Genomic DNA, 12,430 nt, shown 5'->3' with positions numbered 1-12,430 from the left:
CGTTACCCGGTGCCTTCCGCCAGGGCCTTGAGTCTCAGGAGGCTGGCCTGCCAGGTGGTCGCGACGGCTGACATCCACTGTGCGGTCTCGATCAGTCGGGACGGGTTCGCGCTGTAGAGCACCTCACGCCCGAGTCGGCGACTGGATACCAGTTCGTGCTGCTGCAGCGTGATGAGGTGTTTGATCACCGCCGGTCGGCTGACCGGTAGCGAGCCGGCCAGCCGGGTGGCCGTTTGCTCGCCTTGTTCCGCGAGCAGTTGCAGAACGTGCCAGCGGGTGGGGTCGGCCAGTGCCGCCAACACCTCAGTTCGTGGTCGGGACATTGTCACGGGAGCTGCCCGTAGCCGTGTGCTCCTGCAACGCCGACAGGCCGCCGGACCATCCGTCGGCCGTACCCTGGATGTGCATGCGCCGCTGTTCGGTGTCCATGGCCAGTTCGTCGAACCCGCTCTCGACGACAGTGAGGTGGGTGCCATCGCCCTCGGCGGCAAGGTTGAACGTCACCAGGGTCTGGTATCCCGGTCGGGGTTCCTCGTCCGGCACCGACGAGTACCGGTAGGAGAAGACCGTGGGCGGGTCGATCCGCTCGATGACGCCTCGGAAGGAGCCGTGCTCTTTCCAGGTGTGGACGAGTGTCCCGCCCGGACGTAGGTCGACCTGCGCGCCATCGAAGGCGAACCAGACCTGGATGTGCTCAGCCTGAGTGATCAGCTCCCATACTCGCTGGACTGTGGCGTTGATGGAGATCTCGCGCTGGATACGGTCCACGACGTCTCGTTCCCTGATCGGTAGTGTCACCCGGAGGTTACACATGCGCCCGGCTAGGTGCAACCCGTCGGTTGCACTCCTGGGTGTCGCGTCCTGGCTCGAACGGCGAATCTCTCCGCTGTCGGCAACGTGCGGCCTCCTGTGGCGCGACCGCGCGCATTCATCTTGGACGCTCCGCCAAAGTCCCGTTCAACGATTGTCGAAAGAATACAAGCGCATTGACAGTCATAAAATTGATCTGAAGAATTTGCGGCCATGGGTTCTCTTTTGCGGAGAGATCGGCTACGCGTACAGCGCCCCGCCGGCAGCACCCAACCGGGCGTTCTACCGGTGCCTCGTCCGCGGCAACGGGGAGCACTTCGACTCCGTCGATCCGAACTGCGAGGGCCAACGGCCCGAAGGACTGCCCGGCTACCTGCACCTCTGACGGGCGACGGCTGCGGCCGGGTCCGCGGAATCGCACCGCCACCGGCGTCACCGGCGCACCACCTCGACCGGGGCGGTGCGCCGGGCCGACCGGGTGACCGCCGCGCGATGGACGGGCGCGGAAGCCGCGCGAGAAATTTCTCGGCGGGATGTCGAGAACGCGCGGCCGGCTCCGTCCCCGGTGCGAACTCGGCCACAATGGCCGTACCGCATCGAGGAGAACATGATGGCCAAGTACCTGCTGCTCAAGCACTACCGTGGCGCGCCCGCGGCGGTCAACGACGTGCCGATGGACCAGTGGACGCCGGACGAGGTCGACGCGCACATCCGGTACATGCGTGACTTCGCCGCTCGGCTGGAGGGCACCGGCGAGTTCGTCGACGGCCAGGCGCTCTCCCCGGAGGGCACGTTCGTCCGTTACGACGGCGAGGGGCGGCCACCGGTCACCGATGGCCCGTTCGTGGAGACCAAGGACCTGATCGCCGGCTGGATGGTGATCGACGTGGAGACCTACGAGCGCGCGTTGGAGTTGGCCGGCGAGCTGTCCGCGGCTCCGGGGGCGGGTGGCAAGCCGATCCACGAGTGGCTCGAGGTGCGCCCGTTCTACGGCGTGCAGTCCACCGCCACCGAGTGAACGAGTCGCTGCTGCGGGAGCTGGTACCCGCGGTGATCGGTGTTCTCGTCCGTCGCGGAGCCGACTTCGCGGCGGCCGAGGACGCCGTGCAGGACGCCCTGGTCGAAGCCGTACGCGGGTGGCCGGACGACTCGCCGCGCGACCCCAAGGGCTGGCTGGTCACGGTGGCCTGGCGCAAGTTCCTCGACGCCGTCCGCGCCGATGCCTCCCGGCGGCGGCGGGAGGAGTTGGTCGAGGCCGAGCCGATGCCCGCCCCGGGCGAGGCGGTGGACGACACGCTCGCGCTGTACTTCCTGTGCGCGCACCCGTCCCTGACACCGGCCTCGGCCGTCGCGCTCACGCTGCGCGCGGTCGGTGGCCTGACCACCCGGCAGATCGCGCAGGCCTACCTCGTGCCGGAGGCGACCATGGCCCAGCGGATCAGCAGGGCCAAGCGGACCGTCTCCGGCGTCCGGTTCGACCAGCCCGGTGACGTCGCCACGGTGCTGCGCGTGCTCTACCTGGTCTTCAACGAGGGCCACTCCGGCGACGTCGACCTCGCCGCCGAGGCCATCCGGCTCACCCGCCAACTGGCGGCCAGGGCCAACGACGAGGAGGTCACGGGCCTGCTGGCGCTCATGCTGCTGCACCACGCACGGCGCCCGGCACGCACCGGCCCCGACGGCAGGCTCGTGCCGCTCGCCGAGCAGGACCGCAGCCGGTGGAACACCCACCTGATCGCCGAGGGCATCGACATGCTCCAGGCCACCCTCGCCCGCGACCGCCTGGGCGAGTTCCAGGCCCAGGCGGCCGTCGCCGCGCTCCACGCCGACGCCCGGACGACCGAGGAGACCGACTGGGTGCAGATCGTCGAGTGGTACGACGAACTGGTGCGCCTCACCGACAGTCCGGTGGCCCGCCTCAACCGGGCCGTCGCGGTCGGCGAGGCCGACGGCCCGCGGACCGGCCTGGCCGCCCTGGCGGGACTCGACCCCTCCCTGCCGCGGCACGCCGCCGTCGCGGCATACCTGCACGAGCGTGATGGTGATCCAGCGACCGCGGCACGGCTCTACGCCCAAGCCGCCCGATCAGCGCCCAACATCCCCGAACGGGATCACCTGACCCGCCAGGCCGCCCGTCTCAACGCGCAACTGCGCGGTTGAGCGGCCATTCCTCCGGAACCGTGCGGTGGGCTATCGTATTGATGAATGGCGATTTAAATGGTGGCAATCCGGTGATCGCCGCCCGTCGAAAGAGCTTTGGGAGGCTCCGATGTTGCGATCCACCTCTGGCGCCGCTCGGCTGGCGCTCGGGCTGTTCATGACACTGGTGCTGGTGCTGATCGGCGGCCAGCCGGCCGCTGCCACGGACACCACCACGTCGGCGGCCAGTTGGCGCCTGACGGACATCGGGCAGCGTATCTGCATTCCGGCCGGCCAGTCCTGGTGGACCTATTTCTGGATCACCATCGACGGGGAGTGGTCGACGCCCATCGAGGTCGGAGCCCGCAACCTACCCACGGGCATGACCACGAGCCTGCCGCATCCGCCGATCCCGCCCGGTTCGAGCGACGGTCACAACGCGCTCAACCTGATCGCGATGACCCTGCCGCCGCTACCGTTCGGGGTGTACCGGCCGGAGCTGACGGCGTCGGACGGGGTGGAGACGCAGAGCGTCCCCGTCACGATCCAGGTGCAGGAGACCTGGGGCTGCGCCTAGGCTTCAGCGGATCGGCCCCACGGCAAGGCCCCACGGCACGCGCCCGGCGGCCGGCATTGCGGCCGCCGCTGTCGGCTAGCCGTCGTATCCCGGCCACGATCGGGACCCTCATGTTGTCGACACTCCGCGCCGAGACCACGGATGAGGTACGACACCATGACATCTCCACTGCGGGCATTCCCCGCCGTAGCCACCGAACTGTTCATGCAGCAGGGACCGTCCTGCTGGCTCTTCGTCGTCGAGGCGGTCGCGCACGCCCGGGGCAAGGGGACCCGCTACCTGCGGGCGGTCATGAACTCCTACCCGAGCAGCGACGCCGTCGAGGAGGCGATGAACGCCCACCCGGCGCCGAAGCCGAACCGGCGTACCCTCGCCCTCCGGCTGACGGAGCAGAACCTCGACGCCATGGTACGGAAGCTGCTGCTGTGGGACGCCGGCCCGGGGGGCGACCACGACCGCGGCCTCATCGACCGGACGGTCGTGGCACGGTACGCCCGCGACGCGCTCGGCTCCACCGGTTCGGTCGACGTCCTGCTGCCCGAACCCGGCCGGTACGAGGTTCCGTACGTCGTCGCCGAATACCACCAGGCGCACCAGCGGGCGGTGAAGCTGGTCCAGTTGGCCGCCCAGGACACCAACGAGGTCGCCGCACTGCTCAATACCGGCTGGTCCGAGATCGGCGGCGGCCAGGCGGCGGACGACGCGCACGTGGCCCTGTGCGAGCAGAGTGTGCCCGCGTACGCCGGCGTCCGGCGCCGGTTCAAGCTCCGGAGCACCGACCGGGACGACGTCCTGGACTGCACCGGCCGGCCGGTCGCTGAGATGGAGCCGACGGTCCATGCCGTGCTGCTCCAGTCCTACGACCCGAAGACCAGGGTCGTCTCCTACAAGGATCCGAACTACGGCAACATCGAGATCCGGGTCTCGCTCACCCAGTTCCTCGCCATGGCCGGCGACGAGTCCGTCAGACTGCGCCCGTTCTTCTCCGACGGGGTGCAGAAGTCCCGTCTCGCCGACGTCCTCGACTGATGGCCGGCGGCCCGCCGGCACCGGCGCCGGCGGGCCGCGGCGTCGGCCCGGCTCAGGGCGATGGAGCCGTACGCGACCGCGACGAGCGCGTTCCGCAGCCGTGATCAGGGCTGGGGGAGCCGGGCGAGCGCCTGGCGGAGAAACGCGTCGCGGCGCCTGTTCAGGGTGGTGGCGGTCAGGTCCCGTCTGCCCTGATCGTGGATGGCGGGGGCGAACACGGCGATGTCTCCTGGCATGTTGAGCGCGGTGACCGCGTCCCAGAACGCGACGTCCCCCGCCGGTTCCCCGGTCGCGTCTTCCCATCCGGCCAGCACCTGTTCCGCCGCATCGCCGCCGAACATGAGCGCCGCGTCCAGGCGCAGCGAGGACAGGTCGATGCCGTTGTGGCCGACCCCGGCCATGTCCCAGTCGACGATGCCGGTGAGCGTGTCGCCGTCCCACAACGTGTTGCCCTGCCAGAGGTCACCGTGCACGAGCACCGGCCTGCCCGCCGGTGTCGGAAGCCGACTGACGTGCGCGTCGGCCGCCTGGAGCAGCGGTGTGGTGGGGGCACGGCCGAGCCGGCGCTGCCGGGCGAAGTCACTGGCCGGGATCGGGCGGGTGCGTACCGGCAGATCCGGCGAGGGGACGGCGGCGACAGCGTGGAGCGCGGCGGCCGCCGCGCCCAGCGCGCGCAGCCGTCGCGGTGTCGGCTCGACCGGAATCGTGCTGCTGCCGGGCACGACGGTCTCGACTACGGCCGCGGTGCCGTCGGCGCCGGTGTCGAACCCGAGGATCGTCGGTGCCCCGACGTGGCGATCCTCGGCCACGCCCAGTGCTGCGATCTCGGTGGCGAAGCCGCCTGGATCGTTCGGGGCGGTTACCTTGAGGACCGCCTCGCTGACGTGCCCGTCGTGCCGGATCCGCAGCAGCCACGGGTTGCCGCCCTCGCGTAGCCCTTTGACCACGACCGCTGTCGCCTTTTCGCCCACCTGCCGGGCGGCCCAGGCGAGTACGGCGCCGGTGGGCTCCGGGGGTCTCATTGTGGCAGCCTATGCGTGCCCTGTTCCTGCCGCCGCACCGTCGACCGCGGCGCCGAGCCCACCGCCGGCGGTACGACCCGGTCTGGTGCGGCAACCTGGGCGGTTCACCTCCGCGACGCCAGGTGGCTGAACGGCGACGTGCCGTTCAGCCACTGACTGTTCGTGCTTCGCTGATCGTGATGCGACGCCGGAGGGCGCTCGCTCCTCGGATTCCTAGGCGCGGGCCCGTTGGATGGCGGAGCAGTACTTCGAGGTGCCCTTGACCATGCAGACCCGGAGTGCGACGAGGGTGTTCTCGGCGATGTTCCCGCTCTGCCAGCCACTGCAGTAGGGGGAGTTGTGGCCCTGGGTGGTGGCGATGCGGTCGACCTGGAAGGAGGCTCCAGGGTTGATGTCCATTTGCATCTCGACTCCCCAGCCGTCGGCGTGCCGGTCGCAGGCCCGGATGGCGTCACCCGGAATGCCGCCAAGGGGGTCCGAGTTGAAGTCGCCCCATCCCACGTCGTTGGTGACCGCGTTGGTGATCGTCAGGTAGGCGTCGTAGGACTCTGACCAGTCCGCCCCCCGCAGTTCGAACTGCACGTACAGGTCGTGCCCGTCGGGCAGCGCCGCGTGTGCCGGCGACTGGACGACCAGCACCATCAGGGCGGCGACGCAGGCGGCGAGCAGTGCTCGCATCGGTGACAAGGTGCGCTTGACCATCAGGAATCCTTCCTCGATTGGATGTTGAATGACCGTTCTTCCGTCGTCCGGCCAGCCGGGCGGACGCGGCTGGTTCGGTGGTCGGGTCGCCCCGGGGCGCCGCGAGCGGGGCGGCGTCGGCGACGAGATCGACGTGTGGCCGAGTGGTCACCGGCAGTTCACCGGGCCGGCCGCCGGCCAGACGAAGGTCCGGTCCGGGGTGACACCGTCGGCATCGGCGATCGGCAGATGGAGGTGGCGGCGCACGTCCACGGCGACGGGCCGGGCGCTGTTGTCGGGCGTGTCGTCGGTCATCGCATCGTCCGGATGCCAGCTGGCGGTGGGGCGTCCGGGGCGGGCGCTGATATGGACAAGGTCGTCGGGTGCGGGAGGGGCCCGTCGTGACGCGCACAAGATCCCTACTCCGTTCTCCAGACCTCCGGGCCGGTGTAGCAGCGCTGCCATCCGGACGAGGAGGACCCGTTGTAGTAGAGGTCGACACAGACTCGTCCCCGTGCGACGTCGCCACTGGTGGAGCCGGACCAGTTCGGCCACCAGTTCACGACCGCCGTGCCTGTGTTGTCGAGTGCCCACCGGCAGTTGAAGGTGTTGCGGGGGCCTTCCCAGGTGCTCGTCTGACCGGCCCGCCGGAGGATCAGCCAACCGGTGATCTTGCAGCCGGTTGCCGAGGTCGCGCTCGATCCGAAGGAGACCGAAGTCTGCAGGCCGACGTACTGGTAGAAGGAGACATCGACGCCGAGGTCGATCCAGTTGCGTTGCTCCAGGCTCCCGCCTACCCGGTGCCAGTTCGTCGACCTCGCGGCGAACGCCGACGTGCTCGGTATCAGGATCGCCGCGGACGAAAGAAGCACGACGATAATCGCGTGCGCGAACGACTTCCTGCCAGTCATCGTTTCTCCCGTGGTGATGAGCGTTTCCGCCGGTGTCCGGCGGAGAGGCAAGCATGGTTGCCGGCGGTAGCGGCACGGTTGCGCGACGGTAGCGGCGCATGATCGACATGCGGCTATACTCCCTACGGCCGGCGGAGGCAGGTCGTGCCAGGAGGTGAGCAGGAGTGGTCTCCTTCGCTGTTCTCGGACCTCTGGCGGTGTCGCGCGAGGGCCGTCCCGTGGGTCTGGACGCGCCGATGCTGCGTAGGCTCCTGGCGCTGCTGCTCTGCCGCGCGGGCCAACCGAGTTCCGCCGACTACCTCATCGAGGCACTGTGGGGCAGCGTGCCGCCGGCGAGTGCCCGCAAGACGCTCCAGGTGTATGTGCGCCGCCTCCGGCAGGCACTGGGCGACGCGGACCGGATCCGGCACGGCTCGGGCGGCTATCTGCTCTCCGTGGACCGCGACGAGGTCGACGCGCGCCTGTTCGAGCATCTCCTGACCACCGCGCGATCGGTGCGCGGCAGCGACCTGGGCCGGGCCCGTGCGCTGCTGGCCGAGGCACTGGATCTGTGGCGTGGCGAGCCGTACGCCGACGTGGCGACCACCTGGCCCGTCGCCCGGGAGGCGCAGCGCCTGAACGACGTACGAATCGCCGCGGTCGAGGAGAAGGCGTCGCTCGACCTGGAGTCGGGCGACAACGCCCAGGTGATCGTCGACCTGGAACCGCTGGCGACGGCGCATCCGTTCCGGGAGGACATGCACCGGCACCTCATGACGGCGCTCTACCGGATCGGCCGGCGCGCCGAAGCGCTCGAACTCTACCGTCGACTGCGCGATGTCCAGGTACGCGAACTCGGTGTCGAGCCCGGGCCGGAACTTCAGCGCCTGCACCAGGCCATGCTCCGTAGTGACCCCGAGTTGTCCCGGCCGGACAGTGCCCCGGTGACCGTCGGGCACGGAGAGGACTCCGCGGGCCGACGACCACCTCAGTTGCCGCCCCCGTGCCGATCTTCGTCGGTCAGGGTGCCACCCTGGCCTGGCTCGACGAACAACTGGACCGCCCCCGCCACGGTTCGGCGCCGACGGTCATCGCCCTCGATGGTGCGGCCGGCGTCGGGAAGACCGCGACCGTCCTCGTCTGGGGACGAACCGTCGCACACAGATTCCCCGACGGCCAGGTCTACGTTGACTTCAGAGGATATGCCCCGGAGGCGCCGATATCGGCCGTCGAAGCGATGGCCACCGTCCTGCGGGCGATGGGCATCGCCGCCGAGCAGATACCGACGACCGCCGAGGACGCCGCCGCACTGCTGCGCGCGTCCACGGCCGATCGGCGGATGCTGCTGCTGCTCGACAACGTCCGCACCGTCGGACAGGTGCGGCCGCTGCTCTCCGCCGGTGGTCCCGCCGTGATACTCGTGACCAGCCGGGCCCGGCTCACCGGACTGGTCGCCCAGCACGACGCGAGCCGTCGGACGGTCGACCCGCTCGCCCCCGCGGAGTCCCGGGAACTCCTGGTCCGCATCATCGGCCGGGCGCGGGCGGACACCGCACGGGCGCCCATCGAGGAGCTGGCCCGAGCGTGCGGACACCTCCCGCTGGCGTTGCGGATCGCGGGCGCGAACCTCGCGGACCATCCACGGTGGACGACGGCGGACTACGTCGCGGCGATCGCCTCCGACAAGCGCCTCGCCCGGCTGACCGTCGAAGGGGAGGAGAGCATCGCCGTCCGGGTGGCCCTCGACCATTCGTACGCGGTGTTGACGCCCGAGGAACAGCAACTGTTCCGTCTGCTCGGCGTGCTGCCGACGCCCAGCTTCGACCCGGCCACCGCCGCCGCACTGTCCGGCGCGACCCGGGACGTCACGGAACGTCTGCTCGACCGGCTCGTCGCGATCAGCCTGGTCGAACCACGAGCCGGCGAACGGTACGCGTTCCACGACCTGGTGCGGCTGTACAGCAGGGAACGCGCACAAGACAGCGAGCCCGCCGCCCACATCGACCACGCCTGGGGCCGGGTGCTGGAGCACTACCTCGGCCTGGTCGACCAGGCCGCCCGACTGCTCTACCCCAACCTGCTGCGGCCGGAGACCGGCCGCGCCCCGGCACCCAGCACGTCTTTCGCGGACGACTCCGGCAAGGCGATCGCCTGGCTCGACGCGGAACGCGCCAACCTGGTCGCGGCGGTCCGACATGCCACCACCACCCGTCCGTACGACGGGTGGATACTCGCCGACGGGTTGCGCGGATACTTCTGGCTACAGCGCCACATGGTGGACTGGCTTGCCGTCGCAGAGGCCGGCCTGGCCGCGGCGGACTCGATCCACGACGACCTGGGACGTGCCACCGCCCACCTGAACCTCGCGACGGCGCACCTGTGCCAGGGCAACTACGCCGTCGCGACGCGCCACTACACGCTGGCCCACCGCGGCGCGGAGGCCGCGGACTGGCTGGAGGGCCAGGCAGCGGCCATGGGCGGACTCGGCACCGTCAACCTTCAGTCCGGTCAGTTGGAACTCGCCGCCCGCAGCTACCGCGGGGCGTTCGAGGCCAACCAGAAGCTCGGCCGCATCGCCAACCAGGCAACCAATCTCAGCAATCTGGGGCTCGTCTACCTCGATCTCGGCCAGGCCCGGGTCGCGGCGGATCACTTCGGCGCCGCGCTGGCACTGCACCGTGAGGCCGGATCGGTCACCGGGCAGTCCTATACGCTGACGAACCTCGGCGAGTCCATGCGGATCCTCGGCGAATTCGCGCAGGCGACCACATGCGCCGAGGAATCCCTGGCCCTCGCCCGCGCGGCCGCCTACCGCTCCGGCGAACTGGTCGCGCTGGGCGTCCTGGCCCTGATCGACCGTGACACCGGGGCGCTGGATCGGGCGCTCGATCGAGCCAGAACCGCGCTGGCCGGTGTGGAGGAGAGCGGTGACCGGTCGAGCGAGGCAGACATCCGAAACACCATCGGCTCCATCGAACTGCTGGCCGGCGATCACCCGGATGCCGAAGAGACGTACCGGGTGGCTCTGGACATCGCGTTCGCGGCCGGCACCCGGTATCAGGAAGCCGATGCCCGGATCGGGCTCGCCGAAACCGCGCTCCGGCAGGGCGACATCAAGGCAGCCCTGTCCATGGTCGACGGCGCGATCGAGATAGCGACCGCGACGGGCTATCGCCACATCGAAGCCCGCGCCCGCGCCGTCCTCGCCGAGGTGCACCGCGCCACCGGCGGCATCGCCGAAGCGCGTACCCAGGCTGCCCAGGCACTGGCTCTCCACGAGCAGGTCGGGCACCTGCTCGGCATCGACCGTACGCGTGCACTCCTGCGCCGGCTGGCGGCCGACGAGACGGCCGTACGCGACACCGAGGGCTGACCGCCGCTGGTGTCGTGCTGGCCGATCCCCACCCTCATGCCGACAGACGCCTAGCAGTAGGGATATCCCATTCCGTAGCGGTCGGGACGGTCGACTGGAGTCAGGGTGAACCCTGTCGAGAGCTCCCAGATTTCCTCGTAGCGGGCATGGCCTTCGCTGGAGATGTGCCCCCGCGGATCATGCCGGCTGCGTTGCGTGCAGTTCAGGGCGGTAAGCGCGAACGGCACGCCTTGGTTGTCTATGACAAGACGCTTGGCCTGGCCACCGATTCGGTAGTCGACGCCTATCTCGAACGTCGCCGCGCCCTGGCCGATGATCGACTCGATCACGACGACCTCCTCGACCTGGTCGCCGACCTCCAACGTGTGGTGTTCGAAGAACAGATCCCCGGGCTCGTTGCCGACGCCCCCGTCGGGCACGGCGATCCGGGCGCGGGGGTCGGCCTCGTCGAAGTCGAACATCATTCGGATGGTCTGCCCGGACGATTGCGGCGGGATGTCGAGCAAGGTGCCCGAGTGGGGATCGGTACGCCGCAGACTGATCGGCCGAACGTCGTCTATGCGAATCGGCTGATTGCGGCGCCCCTCGAGCGTCACCCGGAGGGTCAGGGTGTGCGGGTTCGCGGCACCGGCGGCGCGAAGGTCGGCTTGCAACTGACGGAAGCCGTCGATCTCGTCAGGGAAGTTCCTGAGGACCTGCCGCTGCGGGTCGGTCAGTCTGAAACCGCGCGGGAGGACGAGACTGTCACCTTCGTCGAAGAACTCGATGCTGTAGCGCAGATCGTCGTCGGACTGGAACGCCTCCCGTATGCGGTCCTTCGCCGCATCGCGGTCAAAGGTCTCGGGCAGTACCCAGCCGACGACGAACAGAGCGGCGACCACCAGTACCCCCGCCGCAGCGGTGGCGAGCCGTCCGAGGGAAAGTGCCCCGCGCCCGCGTACCTCACCGTTACGCCCGCCAGATCGATGCACGATCAGCCCGGTCTGCGAGTCAGCAGGATTCCGCTCCTGCCCGCCGCCGACCGGCCTGACCTCAAGGTGCAACTCGTACCACGCCACCGCCTCCCCAGGTACGGTTCCGGCCGCCAGCGCTCTTCGCACCTGTGCGCCCAGGGAGTAGTTCCGGTCAGCGAGCTTCGCGAGGTATCCGTTGAGGGCATGCTCCGCGTCCATCAGCGCGCGAGCGCCACGCATGTGCTGGATGTTCTCCGCGTAGCTCCTGAGCAGGTTCAGGAACTCGACGATGAGGTCGCCGTCCCCCTGGGGAAGGTGGTTTGGATAGGTGTAGCTCGTCGCCGGGCACTCCACGAACAGGTTCCAGAGCCGGCTGCCCGTTGCGAGGGTCTCGCTGGCCACCGGCTGGGCAAACCTCGGATCCGGCACGAGTACCGGCTGATTTCGTGGCGCGAGGGCGGCGTTCCACGCGGCGTGGTCGCGTTTGATTCTCCGTAACTCTTCGACCGGGTAGCGAAGTGGTTGATCGTCCACCTGCTTGTGGTGCTTGCTGCAGAGCAGGAGGAGGTTGTCGTGACTGTCGAGCTTGCCCGGGGCGAGGCCGCCCGCGCGGGGACCACCGGGGGAGCGAGCCACGATGTGGGCCTCCTCCCCAAAGACGGAAGGGTCATCTGTCGCGGTTCCCGGCGTCAGCACCAGAACCTTGCAGATGGCGCACCGGCCACCAGCCTCGACCCAGATGATCTTTCGCGTCTTCTCCGAAATGGACACCGAGGGACAGTAGCGAGCGACAACATCGAGGACAACAGGGTGCCGATCCGATGACTGGATGCCGTCGCGTTTCCTAATAGGGTTGCCCGGTCCAGGGGGTAGCCCTACCGTAGAGATCAGCACCAAGACGAAACCGACCAGGTCAGGAGACCGACATGTTGTGGCACACCTCGATCACACCGCGA

The 12,430-nt window shown here is 69.4% G+C and carries 13 protein-coding genes and 1 pseudogene; 7 read left to right on the top strand and 7 right to left on the bottom strand.

All coding sequences use genetic code 11. The features are described from left to right. Positions 1 to 2: 2 nt before the first annotated feature. On the bottom strand, positions 3 to 302 hold the full coding sequence (locus AB0M79_RS22960) for a metalloregulator ArsR/SmtB family transcription factor (RefSeq protein WP_364217138.1): 300 nt from the start codon (positions 300 to 302) through the stop codon (positions 3 to 5). A 1-nt stretch (position 303) separates the two neighbouring features. Beyond that, a complete protein-coding gene (locus AB0M79_RS22955) occupies positions 304 to 768 on the bottom strand; it encodes an SRPBCC domain-containing protein (protein WP_364217135.1) in 465 nt (154 codons plus the stop codon). A 247-nt stretch (positions 769 to 1,015) separates the two neighbouring features. On the opposite strand from AB0M79_RS22955, the gene AB0M79_RS22950 reads away from it, so the two are divergent. From AB0M79_RS22950 to AB0M79_RS22930, 5 genes are all read left to right on the top strand, one after another. Further along, positions 1,016 to 1,195, top strand: a complete 180-nt coding sequence (locus AB0M79_RS22950; RefSeq protein ID WP_364217132.1) for a hypothetical protein — start codon at positions 1,016 to 1,018, stop codon at positions 1,193 to 1,195. A 225-nt stretch (positions 1,196 to 1,420) separates the two neighbouring features. Further along, positions 1,421 to 1,828 (top strand): YciI family protein, encoded by a 408-nt coding sequence (locus AB0M79_RS22945; protein ID WP_364217130.1) that lies wholly within the window; start codon positions 1,421 to 1,423, stop codon positions 1,826 to 1,828. After that, positions 1,825 to 2,970, top strand: coding sequence for a DUF6596 domain-containing protein (locus tag AB0M79_RS22940; RefSeq protein WP_364217127.1), 1,146 nt, complete (start codon positions 1,825 to 1,827; stop codon positions 2,968 to 2,970). Before AB0M79_RS22945 ends, AB0M79_RS22940 begins: the two co-directional genes overlap by 4 nt. A 109-nt stretch (positions 2,971 to 3,079) precedes the next feature. After that, the gene (locus AB0M79_RS22935; RefSeq protein WP_364217124.1) at positions 3,080 to 3,526 is read left to right on the top strand and encodes a DUF5980 family protein; all 447 of its coding nucleotides are present in this window, start codon (positions 3,080 to 3,082) and stop codon (positions 3,524 to 3,526) included. Between the two features lie 156 nt (positions 3,527 to 3,682). Then, positions 3,683 to 4,555 carry a hypothetical protein gene (locus tag AB0M79_RS22930; RefSeq protein WP_364217121.1) on the top strand — a complete coding sequence of 291 codons (873 nt, stop codon included), beginning with the start codon at positions 3,683 to 3,685 and terminating at the stop codon, positions 4,553 to 4,555. A 104-nt stretch (positions 4,556 to 4,659) separates the two neighbouring features. Here AB0M79_RS22930 and AB0M79_RS22925 read toward each other — a convergent pair whose 3' ends face one another. From AB0M79_RS22925 to AB0M79_RS22910, 4 genes are all read right to left on the bottom strand, one after another. Next, the gene (locus tag AB0M79_RS22925; protein ID WP_364217118.1) at positions 4,660 to 5,577 is read right to left on the bottom strand and encodes an aminoglycoside phosphotransferase family protein; all 918 of its coding nucleotides are present in this window, start codon (positions 5,575 to 5,577) and stop codon (positions 4,660 to 4,662) included. Positions 5,578 to 5,790: 213 nt separating this feature from the next. Next, the gene (locus AB0M79_RS22920; RefSeq protein WP_364217115.1) at positions 5,791 to 6,279 is read right to left on the bottom strand and encodes a hypothetical protein; all 489 of its coding nucleotides are present in this window, start codon (positions 6,277 to 6,279) and stop codon (positions 5,791 to 5,793) included. 147 nt (positions 6,280 to 6,426) lie between these two features. After that, positions 6,427 to 6,573, bottom strand: coding sequence for a hypothetical protein (locus AB0M79_RS22915; protein WP_364217112.1), 147 nt, complete (start codon positions 6,571 to 6,573; stop codon positions 6,427 to 6,429). 104 nt (positions 6,574 to 6,677) lie between these two features. Further along, positions 6,678 to 7,169, bottom strand: a complete 492-nt coding sequence (locus tag AB0M79_RS22910) for a hypothetical protein (protein ID WP_364217109.1) — start codon at positions 7,167 to 7,169, stop codon at positions 6,678 to 6,680. 236 nt (positions 7,170 to 7,405) lie between these two features. On the opposite strand from AB0M79_RS22910, the pseudogene AB0M79_RS22905 reads away from it, so the two are divergent. After that, positions 7,406 to 7,993: pseudogene (locus AB0M79_RS22905) on the top strand (AfsR/SARP family transcriptional regulator); the annotation flags it as partial. Positions 7,994 to 8,151: 158 nt separating this feature from the next. After that, positions 8,152 to 10,521, top strand: a complete 2,370-nt coding sequence (locus AB0M79_RS22900) for a tetratricopeptide repeat protein (protein WP_364217106.1) — start codon at positions 8,152 to 8,154, stop codon at positions 10,519 to 10,521. A 50-nt stretch (positions 10,522 to 10,571) separates the two neighbouring features. Here AB0M79_RS22900 and AB0M79_RS22895 read toward each other — a convergent pair whose 3' ends face one another. After that, complete coding sequence (locus AB0M79_RS22895; RefSeq protein WP_364217103.1) at positions 10,572 to 12,245, bottom strand: HNH endonuclease signature motif containing protein; 1,674 nt, start codon at positions 12,243 to 12,245, stop codon at positions 10,572 to 10,574. Positions 12,246 to 12,430: the final 185 nt, after the last annotated feature.

The sequence above is a fragment of the Polymorphospora sp. NPDC051019 genome (assembly GCF_040683055.1).
Classification (GTDB): Bacteria; Actinomycetota; Actinomycetes; order Mycobacteriales; family Micromonosporaceae; genus Polymorphospora; species Polymorphospora lycopeni.
The sequence above is the reverse complement of the archived record's forward strand: the minus strand, read 5'-3'. Positions and strand labels throughout refer to the sequence as shown.

Excerpts from the sequence above, each read along its gene's own strand:
- AB0M79_RS22925 (WP_364217118.1), bottom strand. The coding sequence starts at position 5,577 with ATGAGACCCCCGGAGCCCACCGGCGCCGTACTCGCCTGGGCCGCCCGG.
- AB0M79_RS22945 (WP_364217130.1), top strand. The coding sequence starts at position 1,421 with ATGGCCAAGTACCTGCTGCTCAAGCACTACCGTGGCGCGCCCGCGGCG.
- AB0M79_RS22920 (WP_364217115.1), bottom strand. The coding sequence starts at position 6,279 with ATGGTCAAGCGCACCTTGTCACCGATGCGAGCACTGCTCGCCGCCTGC.
- AB0M79_RS22930 (WP_364217121.1), top strand. The coding sequence starts at position 3,683 with ATGACATCTCCACTGCGGGCATTCCCCGCCGTAGCCACCGAACTGTTC.
- AB0M79_RS22915 (WP_364217112.1), bottom strand. The coding sequence starts at position 6,573 with ATGACCGACGACACGCCCGACAACAGCGCCCGGCCCGTCGCCGTGGAC.
- AB0M79_RS22910 (WP_364217109.1), bottom strand. The coding sequence starts at position 7,169 with ATGACTGGCAGGAAGTCGTTCGCGCACGCGATTATCGTCGTGCTTCTT.
- AB0M79_RS22935 (WP_364217124.1), top strand. The coding sequence starts at position 3,080 with ATGTTGCGATCCACCTCTGGCGCCGCTCGGCTGGCGCTCGGGCTGTTC.